This window comes from Streptococcus caecimuris, assembly GCF_943193075.1.
GTDB classification, from domain to species: domain Bacteria; phylum Bacillota; class Bacilli; order Lactobacillales; family Streptococcaceae; genus Streptococcus; species Streptococcus caecimuris.
Genome location: NZ_CALPCT010000002.1, coordinates 148039 through 164072, shown reverse-complemented (window position 1 = coordinate 164072; position 16034 = coordinate 148039). Strand labels below are relative to the sequence as shown.

The following is a 16034-nucleotide window of genomic DNA, read 5'->3' as shown; positions in this document are numbered from 1 at the left end:
TACAGCCCTACTCAACTGTGCGGAGGTGGGACGACGAAATCGAATTCTAACGAATTACCGATTTCTGTCCCACTCTCCGAACTTCGACCTGTTACAAATCTACTAGGTCTTAGTCTCTTTTTTTATTTTTCAAGTCCATTCCTGCTGCTCCTAAGATCGCCCCTAGTAAAGCGAGTCCCAGAGCAGATTCCACTCCTGTTTCTGGAAGTTGCTTGTTAGAAGATACTGCTTCTGAACGAACCTCTTTTTCCACAGCTGCTGGAATTGGCGTTGGGGTATTTACTGATGCTACTGGTTGATCTTTCGAAATCACTTGAGGTGTTGAAGGATCTGAAACCATTTTGTTTACAAGCACATCTGACTTCACTGGTGCTTCTACTGAAGGGCTTGTTGGGATCACGACTTCTTTGGTACCGACTTCAACAATTTCTGCAACTGGCTCTTTAGCAACTTCTGTAGCGATCACTTTTCGACTTTGATCAAGTGCCGAAACCTCTACATACTCAAGATCTTGCCCTTTAACCCCAGCCTGGATCACTCTGCGTTCTCCTTTAGCGAGATCTGGATTGGTCCGTTCCACAAGGTCAAAACCAAGTTCTTTTTCTACGATTTCAAGACTTGGTTTGTCTTCCACTAGGGCTTTGACGTCATTTTCAGCCAAGCTACCCACTTGCGTAATTGGCTTGAGCCCTGCAAGGGCTTGGGTCAGAGTGGCCACTTCTTGATCCACCTGATCTTGATGAGCACGGCTCACATTCCAATTCAAGCTATCTAAGACTTTCGCAAGTGCTGCGCGAGATTCTGGTGTGTAAATATCTAGATCTGTTGGCACCGTAGCAACTGCTTTTCTAAGAGCAGTGAAGTCTGCTTTGAAATAGTCCTTGTTATGGTTGGCAAAAGCTTCCATGAGATCAAAGACATTTTTTTCAATGTATTCTTCACTTGGGGTATCACACCAAACAGCTACCATGCTACCGACCATAGGCAAAGATGTTTCAGGATATGTTGTACTTGGGAGTTGTCTAAATGGAGTAGCGGCTGCATTGGCAATCGCTTTTTCAATATAACCACCACCTGTTTCAGGTGTTCTTCCCAAAACATAATACCAGTCTCCGTTGGTGTTAAGGAATTTGTAGCCCTTGTCTGCTAGGTACTGCGGTGATGCGAGGTTATAGCCCCACCATCCTTTAGACCAGTAGGAAATCAAGACGTCCTTGTCAAAAGCAACATCATCTTCATCTCCATAATAGAAGCCATCGTTAAAGGCCATTGGCTGCAAGCCTTTTTCACGCGCCATAGCTGCAAGACTATTGGAATACTCCGCAAATTTACCATAGAGGTCATACCACTTGAGGTAGTACCAACCTTGCGCACTGGTAGCGTCATTGGCATATTCATCTGTTCCGTAGTTAAAGATCTTAGACTTGTCTTTGAAGTAGTCCATGTACTTGCCAATTAAGGCTTTGGTAAAGTTGACTGCTGCCTCATTGGTCAGATCCATGGTTGTTTTTGAAACCGTATCAAAGCTGGCTTGTGGGTTTTCAATGCCCAATTTTTCCATGGCCACCAACAAAGCATCCATGTGGCCAGGACTATTGACTGCCGCAATCAAGCCGATTCCTTTAGCAGTCGCATAAGCATGGAGTTCATCCATTTCTGTTTGGGTCAAGGCTTGGCCATTTGGATCATCGTAATAGGCCTTGGTGCCTTCTAAAATGGCCTTTTTCACATCATCACTAGCATAGGTTTTGCCATTGGCTTCCACCGTCATATCATCGAGGACGAAGCGCATGCCATCATTTCCGACAAGGAGGTGCAAGTCAGAATAACCCAGCTCACTGGCCTTGTCTACGATCCGTTTCAACTGATCCAGCGAGAAGTATTTGCGACCTGCATCGATCGAGATGACCTTCTTCATGGCGAGTTTTTCTGCTGCTTCTTTTGCAGCAACTTCTTTCGCGTAGCTTTCTGTATACACCAAAGCATCTTGAGCTGCTTTGAGATGATCGATCAAGGTTTTGGCCTCTGCTCGAGTCGTGTCTGCTCCTGCCCCTTCTAAAGCTTTTTTGGCTGCCGTAAAGGCTACTAGGGATTCCGGTGTATAGTGATCCAAATCAGTTGGAGCTTCTGAAAGAGCTTTTTCGACCACTTCAGGATCTGCTACAAAGTAGTCCGCATTCTTGTCCGCGAAGGCATGCATGAGCTTAAAGAGAAGGTCTTTTTTGTAGGTTGCGGATGGCGTATCTGCCCAGGCAGCTACCATGCCACCGATGAAAGGCACCTTGGCCCCGTCATTTTTTTGAACCACATCAATCGCTGACTTGGAAATTCCTTCGAGGCCTTGATCAAGGTTGTACCAACCAGATCCAGCCTTGTCCCGTCCAAGCACATAATACCAAGCATCATTGGTATTAAGAATCTGATGACCTAGTTCAGACAAGAGTTTTGAAGAAGCGACATCATAGCCGTTCCATCCACCTGTCCAGTAGGACACAATGATATCCTTGTCAAAAGTACCATAGGAAGTATCGCCATTGTAGTAGATTCCATCATTGAAGGCCATTGGTTTCATCTTGTGTTTTTTCACAATAGCTGCTAGATCATTGGCGTATTGAATGAATTTTTCATAGCCTTTTTCTGGATAGCCTTCACCCGGCCAATGCTTGCTGGCTTGGAGAACCTGCCAACCATGGGCATCTGTGGCATCGTTGGCATATTCATCCAAACCAATATTGAAAATATCTGCCTTGCCGCTGAAATAAGCCGCATACTTGTCTACCAAGGCCTTGGTAAAGTCTAAGGCTTTTTGGTTGTCCAAATCAACTGTCCGAGCTGATTTCTTTGTACCAAAATAATTAAAGTGAGGGTTTTCAATGCCCAATTGTTCCATGGCCGTCAGAATCGCATCCATGTGACCTGGACTATTAATGGTTGGGATGACACCCACTTTCTTCGATTTGGCGTAGGCCAAAATATCATCCATTTGAGCCTGGGTCAAGGCTGTCCCGTTCGGATCATCGTAATAAGCCTTCGTCCCTTTTTCAACCGCATCCGTCACGGCTTGGCTAGAATAAGAAGTATCTCCCACTTTCAAAGACATATCATCCAGCACAAAGCGCAAGCCGTCATTTCCAACTAGAAGATGCAAGTCTGTATAACCCGTCTTACTAGCTTCATCAATGATTTCCTTGATTTGGTCAGGCGAGAAATACTTGCGACCGGCATCGATCGAAACAATCTTTTTCTTGGCTAATTTTTCTTCTTGGTCAGGATCTTTAGCAGGCGTTTCCGTCGCTGCTGTCGTTGGTTGAGCTGCCACATCCGACTCTGCGACAGAGCTTGCTTCTTCGCGAATCAAACGGTCAAGATCTGATACCCGCAATTCTCGATCAGGCAGTGTCGGTTGACTTTGATCGACGATTGGGGCAGGAGCCGTTGGTTTTTCTACTGTTGGCTGAGAAGCTTCCTCATTGGGGGAGAGCGTCGCCTCGCCTTCGCTTGGCTGAGTTGGAACTGTCGTTGCAGGACTTTCAGTAGTCGTCGGTGTATCTGCAGCTACAACATGAGCACCAGCAAAAAATCCTATGAGCACCGAAGCAGCTCCTACTGCATACTTGCGAATCGCATAACGTGGTTGATGTGATTTCATCAGGACCTCCTAAATTGTCTTTGTAATCGTTTTCTTAAATTTACCACGATATCTTAATAAATTCAATGAGGGGTCACATTATTCTTTAATTAGGAGAGGAAGTTCTTGGATTCGATCCAAAATAAAACGAGCCCCTTACTCAAAAGGAAACTCGTTCATTCTTATAAATCATCTAAAGCATCTTTGACCTTATCAAAGAACCCTTTTTTCTTTGGGTTGACCTTCAAATCACTTGCTTCCGCAAAGGCTTGAAGGGCTTCTTTTTGCTTGTCGTTTAAACCAGTTGGGGTGACGACATTGACAGATACATATTGATCCCCCATAGCACCACCACGTAAGCTTGGAGCCCCTTTTCCACGGAGGCGGAATTTCTTACCGGTTTGGGTTCCTTCAGGAATGACCAAATCGACATCTCCGTGAACAGTTGGTACATGAACCGTATCTCCAAGAGCTGCTTGGACAAAGTTCAAGTCTAACTTGTAGTAGATGGTTGAGCCATCTCGTTCGAAGCGATCGCTCGGCTCAACATTGACAACAACATACAAGTCACCATAAGGTCCACCGTTAAAGCCAGCTTCTCCTTGACCAGCTAAGCGGATTTGTTGACCTGTTTCAACTCCTGCGGGAATCTTGACGTTCACGCTATGAGCTTGTTTTTCATGACCTGTTCCACGACAAGTCGTACATGGATCTTTGATTTCTTGACCACGACCATGACAGACATCACAGGTCACTTGACGGCGCATCATCCCAAGAGGGGTTTGCGTATCCACATTGATGACTCCAGAACCATGACAGCGTCCACAAGTCACCGGACTAGTCCCTGGCTTAGCCCCAGAACCATGACAGGTATGACAGCTAGCTTCCCGATGGTACTTGACTTCTTTTTCCGCACCAAAAATCGCTTCTTCAAACTTGAGATTGACGCGGTATTGGAGGTCATCCCCTTGACGAGGAGCATTTGGATTACGACTTGCACCACCACCAAAGAAGCTAGAGAAGATGTCTTCAAAGCCACCAAAGCCAGCACCATCAAAGCCACCAAAACCGCCTGCTCCACCACCGAAGCCACCATTGGCACCCGCAGCACCATATTGGTCATAAGCAGCCCGTTTTTGTTCGTCACTCAAAGTCTCGTAAGCTTCTTGAACTTCCTTGTACTTTTCCTCAGCACCAGGCTCCTTGTTGATATCTGGGTGATATTTTTTAGATAATTTCCGATAGGCTTTCTTGATCTCATCTTGAGATGCATTCTTTGAAACGCCCAAACGGTCATAAAATTCAGTATTGTTCATAATTCAAGATACAAAGGGCGTTAAACGGACACAGCCAAAATAGGAGTTTTGACGACGGACGCTTGCGTCCTAGAAAAATCTATCTTTTTGGCACAGTCCGTAGCCCGTGTTCGATTGCGAACACTCTTTGTTCCTTTCTATTGATGTTGTGAATCAAACCACGATTTAGGTCGGGTTCAGTTCCTTTCTTTTATATTGAGTAAGAATTTCTGGAACCCGTGTTCAGTTACGAACACTCTTTGTTCCTTTCTATAATTTTCATGTAAATCTTTAGAGGCTGTTTTCTATACTTCGCTTCACTTGATCAAACTCTTGGTCCGATAGAGTAAATATCAAATCCTCTTCTGAGTAGTCGTTTCGTTCTTTAAAATAGTTGTCCGTATTCTCTGCCAACCCTAAGCTTAGAATTACTTTTCTTGCAAACTCTTGATGGGCAAAACCGATAGCCGTAATGATTTGTTTATCTTGCACAACCAGTTTGGGTTGGAAATTCTCACGTGGAAGAAATTCAAAATAATCAAAGAAGTTTTGCCAAATTCCACCTGTAAATTTCGTGTCCTTCAACAGACCTGCTTTCGCTAATAAAAGAGGCGCTGAAGAAATGGCTGCAATGAGGACATCTTGCCCACCAAGGTCCCTCAAGAACGAAATCAATTTCTCATCCTGTAGAGCAGGTCCAATGTTAACCATTCCGGGCAAAATCACACAAGAATACTCTTCTATACGGATTTGATCTAGTGTTTTCGTTGGTTGACAGGGCAAACCATCCTCAGAGACCACCATCGAATGATCTGAAGCGGCATAATCAATCGTACTATCAAAAGACAGAGCTAAAGTACTCGTTAAAGCAGTTATCTCATAAAGAGAAAAATTAGGATAAATGATACAAAGTACTTTTTTCATACGCAACATCCTCTATTTTACCGAAAAACAGAGGCTGGGTTGCAACCTCTGGATTTCTTCTTATACTTACTAGTTTAAGTTTTAAAAATCAAACTAGTAATGCTGAATTGAGCACGCCCTAACCTCTTGGTGAAAAAGATAAATCTTTCTAGAAACTAAAGTTTCTGCGTCAGATTTCCTATTTTCACTGTGAGGTTTTAACGGGCTTTGCATCTTATTTTTCTGTAAACTCTCCGTCTACGACGTCATCGCCTGCGTTGCCTGTTGCTTGTGCGCCTTCTGCTCCTGCTTGTGCTTGTTGCGCTGCTGCAGCTTGTTCGTAAAGTTTAACAGCCAATGCTTGTGCTTTTTCGTTCAAGGCTTCAAGTTTTGCTTTCATTTCTTCAAGGTTACCTGATTCTTGAGCTTTTTTAAGATCATCAAGTCCTGCTTGAGCTGCGTCACGTTCTGCATCAAAGCCTTTGCCTTCAGTTTCTTTGATGGTCTTTTCAGTCGCAAAGATAGCTTGGTCTACTTCGTTACGAAGGTCTACTTCTTCTTTACGTTTCTTATCCGCTTCAGCGTTTGCTTCTGCATCTTTCATCATGCGGTCGATTTCTTCGTCTGTCAAACCTGAGTTTGATTGGATAACAATGGTTTGTTCTTTTTGAGTTCCAAGATCTTTCGCTTTAACAGATACGATACCATTCTTATCGATGTCAAATGTTACTTCGATTTGTGGGATACCACGAGGTGCAGCTGGGATATCAGTCAATTGGAAACGTCCAAGAGTCTTGTTATCTGCTGCCATTGGACGTTCCCCTTGAAGAACATGGATATCAACGGCTGGTTGGTTGTCTGCTGCAGTTGAGAAGACTTGTGATTTAGATGTTGGAATAGTTGTGTTACGGTCGATGAGTTTTGTGAAGACTCCACCCATTGTTTCGATACCAAGTGACAATGGTGTTACGTCAAGAAGGACAACGTCTTTCACATCACCAGTGATGACACCACCTTGGATCGCAGCACCCATGGCAACAACTTCATCAGGGTTCACTGATTTGTTTGGTTCTTTACCAGTTTCAGCTTTAACAGCTTCAACAACGGCAGGAATACGAGTTGAACCACCGACAAGGATAACTTCGTCGATATCTGACAAGCTCAAACCTGCATCTGAAAGGGCTTGACGAACTGGAGTTTTCGTACGTTCCACAAGGTCACGAGTCAAATCATCGAATTTCGCACGAGTCAAGGTCATTTCCAAGTGAAGAGGTCCAGCAGCTCCTGCAGTGATGAATGGCAAGCTGATTTGTGTTGAAGTGACACCAGAAAGGTCTTTCTTAGCTTTTTCAGCTGCATCTTTCAAACGTTGAAGGGCCATCTTGTCTGTTGACAAGTCGATACCGTTTTCTTTCTTGAATTCTGCTATCAAGTGGTCGATGATTTTTTGGTCAAAGTCATCACCACCGAGTTTGTTATCCCCTGCTGTTGCCAATACATCGAAGACACCATCACCCAATTCAAGGATAGATACGTCGAATGTACCACCACCAAGGTCGAATACCAAGATTTTTTCTTCTTTGTCAGTCTTATCCAAACCATAAGCAAGAGCTGCTGCAGTTGGTTCGTTGACGATACGTTCTACTTCAAGACCAGCGATTTTACCAGCGTCTTTAGTTGCTTGACGTTGAGCATCGTTGAAGTAAGCTGGAACTGTGATAACTGCTTTAGTTACCTTTTCACCAAGATAATCTTCAGCGTAACCTTTCAAGTATTGAAGGATCATAGCTGAGATTTCTTGTGGTGTGTATTCTTTGCCGTTAGCAGAAACTTTTTCAGAAGTACCCATCTTAGATTTGATAGAGATGACTGTATCTGGATTTGTGACTGCTTGACGTTTTGCAGCATCACCAACGATGATTTCACCGTTTTTGAATGACACAACAGATGGAGTCGTGCGGTTTCCTTCTGGGTTTGCGATGATTTTGCTTTCAGTTCCTTCAAGAACTGCCACTGCTGAGTTTGTTGTACCTAAGTCAATACCGATAATTTTAGACATATGTTTTTCTCCTTAAATTTATCTTCTTTTTTTCTTTTTGATATTTTCCCTTAAGTGGCGGGAAATATCTTCCTTGCAAGCCTCCGGCTTGCGTCTTATCTTTCTTTCATAGTTTAGTGTCGTTTCGGACAAGGCAGACTAGTTATAAACCACTACCATGGCTGGGCGCAGGATGCGGTCATGGAGTTTGTAGCCTTTTTGGAAGACTTGTGCGATGGTGTCTGCTGGATGTTCATCATCTGCAGGCAAGGTTTGGATGGCCATGTGGTAGTTATGGTCAAAGGCTCCGTCCGCTGGAATTTCTTCAATTCCTTCTTCTTTCAGAGCATGTACCAAACTTTCTTGGACCATTTCCAAGCCCTTCTTCACATCATCTGTCAACCCTTCGACGGCAAGGGCACGTTCGAGGTTGTCCAGTGATGGTAAGATCGCTTTTGCCAAATCTTGGCTACGGTATTTTTGTAATTGTTGACGTTCTTCATTGGCACGGCGCTGAATGTTTTGCATTTCTGCATGAGCACGAAGGTATTTATTTTCAAATTCCTCGGCACGCGCTTGTGCTTCTTCTAACTCAGAAGGTTGGTTGCTTTCCTCTACAACTTCTTCAGTTGTTTGGGCAACTTCCTCTTCTTTCACGTCTTCTTTTTTGATATCTTCTGTCAAGGCATACACCCCTTTCATTTGGTCTTAATTTACTTCATAATGGTTGCTGTTGAGGTAACGGTAGTAATCCGTCAACTTCATGACCAGTACTCGGCCGATGACATTGACCAGGCTAATCACACGCCTGTAATCCATCTCTACGGGACCGATCACATGCATGAGGGCCATCCCACGATAAGGAACTAGGAACTTGTGGCTAATCACTGTCACATTCTTCAAGGCCTTCTCTTGGGATTCTGCAACCAGGATCTGGGTCATTTGGTCTTCTGGCATCCCCCCTCGCAACTCGAGAGCTACGTGTTGGGGATTATCTAAGAACTGATAGGTCTGAAGATCGGCGTAGGTTAGTGATGAAACCTTTCCTTCCACAAAAACCAGTTCTTGAAACAGTTGCGAGAAGACGTAATCAAAGAGATCCAGCACATTGTCTGTCGTCTTGAAATAGCGCTGTACAATCTGTGGAATCTCCGTCCGTAGGCGGTAGTGGATATCCAAGACTGTATTTCCAATGAAACGTTCTTGAACCAGCTGATGGAAGATCTCCAAGTCACTGGTTAAGAAATTCTTTGGAATGGCAAATTGTACAGTGACAGGCTTTGATTCATCCAAGGTCAGAACCGCTAAAGCATCGTGGTTGGATAAGGAAACAATCTCAAAACCAGTCAAGCGCTGACGTGTCGGTTCAACATCCTGAATCACTGCGGTGTAGCCAGTCATCTGGGCTAGTAACTTGGCCGTAGCATCCAAGATATCGTCTAACTTAAAGGCTTCGAAATCAAAGGCTTTCACCACCTGGTAGACATCTTGCTCATCAATCAACTCTAGATCAAGCGAGTTCTGAACAAAATATTGAAAACCAGCTCGGCTAGGCATGCGGCCACTCGAAGTGTGGGCCTTTTCTAGTAAGCCTTGTTTTTCGAGAGCAGCCATGTCGTTTCGAATGGTCGCACTACTGGATTGAATCACATCTTGTAGCGCTTTTGAACCAACTGGTTCGTGGGTCTTGGTAAAGATATCGACAACAAGATTGAGAATCTCATTTTGACGTTCTGTAACCATGACCTCACCTCTCTTTCATTTTTTAGCACTCTAAACACTTAAGTGCTAAACCATGATTCTATTATACACCCATCCAAAAGAAAGTCAAGAGAAAAATCCAAAAAATTAGCACTCTTTTTTCAAGAGTGCTAAAAATCATTCTTAAGACCTAGAGAAGTGAATCTCCTCTTATTTGCCAGCTTTTTTCAAGAGTTGAATATATTCTTCCAATACTAGCTGATGCTTGGCCATATACTGAGCATTTTCTACGCCAACATAACGGAAATGCCAATTCTCAAAATTCACTCCCGTGATGTTGCTCTTCCCATCTGGGTAGCGAAGGACAAAGCCATATTGCGGTGCGATGGCAGCCAGCTGCATGCCCAACTCATCACTTTGACCAGCTTCGACACTCATATCAATGGCAAGCCCTGTCTGGTGTTCACTCGCACCAGGGACCTGTACCTGGGTCTGCACCTGCTTTTCAGCTTCTTCGTGCGAAAGGCCGCTAGCCTCTAGTTGCGCAACACGTTCATTATAGAGCTCTGTTTGCTCGGCCACACTTCGATAGCCTGATATCAAGGTTTCTTCTGGGGCAATTTTTCGAGCAGCTTCTAAAAATTGACGAGTTGGTTCTACAATCCGACTATCCACTTTGATAGCATCCACATCTGTCAATTGTGGGTTCAACTCAGGCTTCACATTGTCACGATTGACCAAGATCAACTGCCAGTCTTTGGTCGAAACGGCTGGTAAATCTGATTTTTCTTTCTTTTTCTTAGAAGAAGAGGGAGTCGTTACAGCTGTTTTTTTAGCCTTCCAAAACTGAAGCCCTGAAAACAAGCTTGGTTTCGCTAAGTAAACACCAATTCCTGATCCAAGGACCACAAGAAGAAAGAAACTCAATAGGTAAGGCCACCATTTCTTACGTTTTTTTCTTGCGCGTCTATACTTATTCGTCATGGCCACCCTCTAGAAGTTTTGCTCCAACCTTACGATAGGACATATCCCCAATCTTTTCAATACTGAAAGCACCATCTTCATAAGCCAAAACCGTCACGCTTCCGTTGTCCAAGACCAATTCTTCGACCGCTTTTGGATCGATGAGATAAATCAAGGTCGTAATGGTCATACCATGGCTGACCACAATAGCATTACCACCACCAGCTGCTTCTACCTCTTTTGCAATGGCCTCAAATCCTTCTAGGATCCGGCCACTCAAGGTACCCCAGGATTCAGCCCATCCAGTGGTATCCACTTCGACGATCCCTTCTGCTAACTCCATCAGGCTCAACTGATGGAAATCATCGACCTTAAAGACACGGGGTAAAACTCCCATGAAGAGATCGCCATCATAAGCACCGTCAAAACTACCAAAACACCATTCACGGATCCGTTTGTCATAACGATAAGGGATTTTTCCTGTCAGACCAAGTTCTTGAAGAATAATTCCCATAGTTTGAATGGTGCGTCCAGAATCACTCGAAACAGCCTCTTCAAAAGAAAGCCCAGCTTCCTTGAGACCAAGTCCTAATTCTCGAATTCCACGCTCTCCTGCTTCTGTCAGCGGAGTGTCTGACCAGCCCTGTGCCCGCCCAATGGTATTAAACATGGTTTTTCCATGACGAGCAATATATAATCTGGTTTTTGTCATTGTATTACCTCCGTATGTATCTCTTTCATTATATCATTTTTTGCAAAAAGAAAGTAGGAAAGCTCTTACAAGTTTTGAGAAAAAGAAAAGGCCATGACCAAAGGGTCAGCCTTTCATTATGGACTAGGATTCTTGCAAGCTTTCACCGACCTCACGGTAACTGCTATCTCCAACCCCCTTAACTGTCAATACTCCATCTTCATATTCTACAAGGGTAACACTACCGTTTGAAAGAGGCAAATTGAGATTTGGTTTTCCTTCGACCAAGCAGACCAAGGTCTGAATGGTCCAACTATGGCTGACCACCAAGGCATTGCCTCCACCATTTTCTTCTACTTCTTTGGCGATGGCTTCAAAACCTTCTAGGATTCGGCTTTTCAAAACTTCCCATGGTTCAGCCCAATTTGCTGTGTCCACTTGGCAAATTCCATTAGCCAAGTCTTCCAAGGTCAAGGTCTTATAATCCTCCACATCTAGCACACGCGGCACGACACCATGAAAGAGCTCACCACCGTAGGCTCCATCAAAGCTTCCGAAACACCACTCGCGAATCCGCTTGTCAAAGCGATAAGGAATTTTTTCTTTTAAACCCAATTGATCAAGTATGATCCCCATGGTCTGAATGGCACGACCTGAATCACTGGAATAGGCTCGGGTAAAGTCCAAACCAGACTCACGCAAGCCGATCCCTAGAGCCTCAATGCCTTTTTCTCCTTCTGCTGTCAAGGGTGTATCAGACCAGCCTTGAGCACGGCCAATGGTATTAAACATGGTTCTCCCATGACGAATCACAAATAATCTTGTTTTAGCCATCTTGTCTCCTTTTGCAAGAAAAAAGTCTGGAGTTTCATCATCACAGACTTTTCTATTTTCTACTATTATACTAGATTTCTCTTAGTTTTTAAAGCTATGAACCGGAGCCGGAATTTGACCACCACGGGCAATGAAATCAGCTGACGAAGCTTTGTTGACCTTCATTACCGGAGCAGACCCAAGAAGTCCTCCAAGCTCTAACATATCACCTTCTTTTCCATAAGGAATGATGCGAACCGCTGTTGTCTTTTGGTTGATTACCCCGATAGCTGCTTCATCTGCGATCATGGCTGCAATGGTCGTATCTGGAGTATCAGCTGGGATAGCAATCATATCCAGACCGACGGAACAGATAGCTGTCATGGCTTCCAATTTTTCCAGGTTGATATGACCTGATTGAACCGCTGCAATCATCCCTTCATCTTCTGAGACCGGAATGAAGGCACCTGACAACCCACCGACTTGGTTACAAGCCATGATGCCGCCTTTTTTCACTTGGTCATTGAGCAGAGCTAGCGCTGCTGTAGTTCCATGGGTTCCAACTACTTCAAGCCCCATCGCTTCAAGGACACGGGCAACCGAATCCCCAACAGCCGGTGTTGGCGCGAGAGACAAGTCTACAATTCCAAACTCAACACCGAGACGTTCACTAGCCATTTGACCCACTAATTGTCCAACACGAGTGATTTTGAAAGCTGTCTTCTTGACTGTTTCAGCCAAGACATCAAAGCTTGCACCTGGAACTTTTTCAATGGCCCGTTGGACGACACCAGGTCCGGAAACCCCAACGTTGATGACAACATCCGCTTCACCGACACCGTGGAAGGCACCCGCCATAAATGGATTATCTTCTACTGCATTTGCAAAAACTACGAGCTTACCAGGCCCCATTGGATCTGCTTGGGAAGCTTCTTTAATGATACGGCCCATATCTCGGACAGCGGTCATATTGATCCCCGTCTTGGTCGATCCAATATTGACTGAAGAGCAGACAAAATCCGTCTCTGCAAGAGCTCGAGGAATGGAATTGATGAGGATTTCATCCCCTTTTTGGTAGCCTTTTTGAACAAGGGCTGAGAAGCCACCGATAAAGTTGACCCCAACTTCTTTGGCCGCACGGTCCAGCGCTTTGGCAAAGGGTACATAATCTGTCGCATTGGTTGCTGCCCCGATAATAGAAATCGGAGTGACCGAAACCCGCTTATTCACAATGGGAATGCCAAGTTCTGCCGCAATCTCATCCCCCACAGCTACCAAATCTTTGGCCTTTGTCACAATCTTATTGTAGACTTTTTCTGCCGCCTTTTCGATATCTGGATCGATACAATCTAGAAGGGAGATCCCCATGGTGATGGTCCGAACATCGAAGTTCTGCTCCTCAATCATGGCAATGGTTTCTGTTACCTGTCTAATGTCCATCATTCTCAACCCCTATCTTACAAATTGTGCATAGCATCAAAAATCGCTGCGCTTTGGATATTGATTTTCACATGCAGAGACTGACCGAATTCTTCCAACTCTGAACGAAGCTGTGTGAAATCTTTTTTCTCATCTGACGATACGACCGCCATCATGGTAAAGTATTCATCCAATACAGTTTGAGAGATATCATCGATATTGAGTCCTAATTCTGCTACTTTCGTTGCAACACCCGCTACGATTCCTTTTTGGTCTTTACCAACGACTGTAATAATTGCTTTCATTTCACTGCTCCATTCTATCTATTTGCTTCCATTGTAGCACAATCCCCTTAAAATCGCCCTTCTCAACTGGGAACGTTCGGATATTTTTATGTGTATAAAAACAATTAAGAGGCTGGGACAAAAGTCCTAGCCTCTTAATTGTTTTTGGATTGTCGAGCAAGACGCGGTGGTTGAGTGGGCTCTACTACGCTGATTTCATCAGCTTTTACAGCCCTACTCAACTGTGCGGAGGTGGGACGACGAAATCGAATTCTAACGAATTACCGATTTCTGTCCCACTCTCTCTATTTTGACGATTCAGTTTCATCCTTTAAGAGCTCTTTCTTCACGCGCACCGTACTCTCATACTCAGCCCCAGCTAGACGGTCAAACAGAAAGCGACGATTGAGCAAGACGATGGCAAGGGTGAGAATCAGGTACAATAAGAGCACAAAGAAGAGCAATAAAATCATGGACAGGGTTAAGAGGGAATTGTCCGTCAAATCGCTATTCAAGAGCGAAATCAAATAGAACAACCCTTGAGGAATCAGATAGAAATAACCTACTACCAGGATTCCCCGCCAGATGGTGCGAAGCCATTTTTGCTTGTCAAAATGCAAGCGGAATTTCAATAAAGCCATTCCCAAGGTTTTGCCCCGCCACAAGGGAATCAAACCAAAATAAACAGCCAAAACCGCTACATAAGGAATCGTCTCTAAACGCTCGATTACCGCGTAAAGCAAGGATAGCATCACAAAGTCGATCAAGAAGGCAAGACCCGTCCGGAAACCAGATACTCTGGTTCCTACTCGGAAAGAATGTTCGTCAATTTCATCTCGTGTTGGCAATAACCATACCAGGAACCAACCAAGCAGATAACCCACTCCACCACCAGTGGTATTTTGAATAATATCATCGACATCTGCTAGGCGGTAAGGACCCGGATATAGAAAGTAGAGACCTGATAACTGGGTCAGCTCCAAAAAGAGACTAAAGAGGGCTGTCAGGAGAATCGTTTTCTTAAAACCACACTTGAAATAATAGCGTAGATACATCCCAAAAGGAATCAACATCAGAACATTAAAGGCAGGCACATAAAAAGTTGGATGCTTAAGGGCTTGAATCCATGTACCAGTCTGCGCTAAATCAAAGGGGCTCTCCTTGAAAAAATCCACTACAAAAGCAAAGGGATGGAGATTGACCATTTCCGAGTAGTTAGTATGAATCTTACTTGGATCCGGCAGAGGCAAGATCACCAAGAGATAGACCGTCATCAAGTAAAGCATAAAAGAATAGAAAATCAGCACCCGCAGTTTATTGACCGAACCATATTTTCGATAATTCAAAATCATGTAGGGCAAGGTCAGCAAAAAGGCCAGGAAAGGAAAGAGCTGAACAGCGGTTTTGATTGTAGAAATGTATCCCATTGTGTCTCCCATTTACCGTTATAAAAACACCCTTTGCACAATGACAAAAGGTGATTTTTTCATTGATATAGAGTATTATACGGCCTGGTAGAGGAAGAGTCAAGGAAGCACGATGAAAACCTTACTCAATAGTCGGCTTAATTGCTACCTCTCTCCTTCAAGACTTTACTTCCGATAAAGACCAATAGATAACTCACAATCCCTGAAAGATGCAATAGTGTTGAGATCCATCCGGTGATTGCTGGTAAGAGCATGAGGCCAGATAGAAAAATTAAGAATAGATAAAACAGTTTTACGGTGCGTGAAAATTCTTTCCACACGTTTGGCAGGAGCATAATCCCTCCGGTTACAAAGGCGTATCCTACAGCAGAGATCCCTGTTGCCTGAATGTCTTGCCCCTGGGTTAAGAGGTGAAAAACGATGGAAGAAAGGACTGTCGCCGTCACAAAAACAATCAAGACTTGTCTGGAGCCTCTTTTTCTTTCTAGCAGTCCTCCGAAAGGAAGGATCATGAGCCCATTTAACAACAAATGGACCCATAAAAACCAGATAGGTGCGCCTTTACTACCGTGCATCAGGGTCCCACTGACATATTGCCAACCATAGACCGGCTTCGAATGAAAGGCCAATAGGTCATACATAGCATCCCCATTAAAGGAAGTCAACAGGCCGAGCAACAAACAAGTTAAAGACAAAGTACTGACAACGGGGTAGGTTTTGAGGATTCTTTTCATGTTTCTCTTCTCTTTTTCAAAAAATAGCGTTACGATGTATCCATTCACGACCATTATACCATTTATTTTATTGGAGACAGAAAAGTTTTTTGCTTCTTTCATTTCAAATCTTTGCTGTAAAAACGAAATATCGTGACT

General features: G+C 44.1%; 13 protein-coding genes. All 13 read right to left on the bottom strand.

Features of this window, described 5'->3' with window-relative positions; all coding sequences use genetic code 11:
* Positions 1-109 precede the first annotated feature (109 nt).
* The 13 genes from NFR56_RS01625 to NFR56_RS01565 all read right to left on the bottom strand — a co-directional run bounded on the left by NFR56_RS01625 (position 110) and on the right by NFR56_RS01565 (position 15896).
* On the bottom strand, positions 110-3649 hold the full coding sequence (locus tag NFR56_RS01625; RefSeq protein WP_251457257.1) for a family 20 glycosylhydrolase: 3540 nt from the start codon (positions 3647-3649) through the stop codon (positions 110-112).
* A 161-nt stretch (positions 3650-3810) separates the two neighbouring features.
* Complete coding sequence (gene dnaJ / locus NFR56_RS01620) at positions 3811-4944, bottom strand: molecular chaperone DnaJ (protein ID WP_003004734.1); 1134 nt, start codon at positions 4942-4944, stop codon at positions 3811-3813.
* A gap of 270 nt (positions 4945-5214) precedes the next feature.
* Positions 5215-5847, bottom strand: a complete 633-nt coding sequence (locus NFR56_RS01615; RefSeq protein ID WP_118095882.1) for a DJ-1/PfpI family protein — start codon at positions 5845-5847, stop codon at positions 5215-5217.
* A 214-nt stretch (positions 5848-6061) separates the two neighbouring features.
* Positions 6062-7885, bottom strand: a complete 1824-nt coding sequence (gene dnaK / locus NFR56_RS01610) for a molecular chaperone DnaK (RefSeq protein WP_251457254.1) — start codon at positions 7883-7885, stop codon at positions 6062-6064.
* Positions 7886-8023: 138 nt separating this feature from the next.
* Entirely contained in the window at positions 8024-8548 is a 525-nt protein-coding gene (gene grpE / locus NFR56_RS01605; protein ID WP_301355021.1) for a nucleotide exchange factor GrpE, read from the bottom strand.
* A gap of 24 nt (positions 8549-8572) precedes the next feature.
* The gene (gene hrcA, locus NFR56_RS01600) at positions 8573-9607 is read right to left on the bottom strand and encodes a heat-inducible transcriptional repressor HrcA (RefSeq protein ID WP_251457251.1); all 1035 of its coding nucleotides are present in this window, start codon (positions 9605-9607) and stop codon (positions 8573-8575) included.
* 168 nt (positions 9608-9775) lie between these two features.
* Positions 9776-10549, bottom strand: coding sequence for a M15 family metallopeptidase (locus NFR56_RS01595; protein ID WP_251457237.1), 774 nt, complete (start codon positions 10547-10549; stop codon positions 9776-9778).
* Entirely contained in the window at positions 10539-11240 is a 702-nt protein-coding gene (locus NFR56_RS01590; RefSeq protein WP_061591473.1) for a histidine phosphatase family protein, read from the bottom strand. Before NFR56_RS01590 ends, NFR56_RS01595 begins: the two co-directional genes overlap by 11 nt.
* Positions 11241-11363: 123 nt before the next feature.
* On the bottom strand, positions 11364-12053 hold the full coding sequence (locus tag NFR56_RS01585; RefSeq protein WP_251457234.1) for a histidine phosphatase family protein: 690 nt from the start codon (positions 12051-12053) through the stop codon (positions 11364-11366).
* Between the two features lie 81 nt (positions 12054-12134).
* Entirely contained in the window at positions 12135-13472 is a 1338-nt protein-coding gene (locus NFR56_RS01580) for a PFL family protein (protein WP_070595600.1), read from the bottom strand.
* Positions 13473-13489: 17 nt separating this feature from the next.
* Entirely contained in the window at positions 13490-13756 is a 267-nt protein-coding gene (locus NFR56_RS01575) for an ACT domain-containing protein (protein WP_003004214.1), read from the bottom strand.
* Between the two features lie 284 nt (positions 13757-14040).
* Positions 14041-15162, bottom strand: coding sequence for a VanZ family protein (locus NFR56_RS01570; RefSeq protein WP_251457232.1), 1122 nt, complete (start codon positions 15160-15162; stop codon positions 14041-14043).
* Positions 15163-15299: 137 nt separating this feature from the next.
* Positions 15300-15896, bottom strand: a complete 597-nt coding sequence (locus tag NFR56_RS01565) for a rhomboid family intramembrane serine protease (RefSeq protein WP_251457230.1) — start codon at positions 15894-15896, stop codon at positions 15300-15302.
* Positions 15897-16034: the final 138 nt, after the last annotated feature.

What these genes read in the sequence shown, in the direction of transcription:
- NFR56_RS01625 (WP_251457257.1), bottom strand. Translation starts at nt 3,649, where the DNA reads ATGAAATCACATCAACCACGTTATGCGATTCGCAAGTATGCAGTAGGA.
- dnaJ (WP_003004734.1), bottom strand. Translation starts at nt 4,944, where the DNA reads ATGAACAATACTGAATTTTATGACCGTTTGGGCGTTTCAAAGAATGCA.
- NFR56_RS01615 (WP_118095882.1), bottom strand. Translation starts at nt 5,847, where the DNA reads ATGAAAAAAGTACTTTGTATCATTTATCCTAATTTTTCTCTTTATGAG.
- dnaK (WP_251457254.1), bottom strand. Translation starts at nt 7,885, where the DNA reads ATGTCTAAAATTATCGGTATTGACTTAGGTACAACAAACTCAGCAGTG.
- hrcA (WP_251457251.1), bottom strand. Translation starts at nt 9,607, where the DNA reads ATGGTTACAGAACGTCAAAATGAGATTCTCAATCTTGTTGTCGATATC.
- NFR56_RS01595 (WP_251457237.1), bottom strand. Translation starts at nt 10,549, where the DNA reads ATGACGAATAAGTATAGACGCGCAAGAAAAAAACGTAAGAAATGGTGG.
- NFR56_RS01590 (WP_061591473.1), bottom strand. Translation starts at nt 11,240, where the DNA reads ATGACAAAAACCAGATTATATATTGCTCGTCATGGAAAAACCATGTTT.
- NFR56_RS01585 (WP_251457234.1), bottom strand. Translation starts at nt 12,053, where the DNA reads ATGGCTAAAACAAGATTATTTGTGATTCGTCATGGGAGAACCATGTTT.
- NFR56_RS01580 (WP_070595600.1), bottom strand. Translation starts at nt 13,472, where the DNA reads ATGGACATTAGACAGGTAACAGAAACCATTGCCATGATTGAGGAGCAG.
- NFR56_RS01575 (WP_003004214.1), bottom strand. Translation starts at nt 13,756, where the DNA reads ATGAAAGCAATTATTACAGTCGTTGGTAAAGACCAAAAAGGAATCGTA.
- NFR56_RS01570 (WP_251457232.1), bottom strand. Translation starts at nt 15,162, where the DNA reads ATGGGATACATTTCTACAATCAAAACCGCTGTTCAGCTCTTTCCTTTC.
- NFR56_RS01565 (WP_251457230.1), bottom strand. Translation starts at nt 15,896, where the DNA reads ATGAAAAGAATCCTCAAAACCTACCCCGTTGTCAGTACTTTGTCTTTA.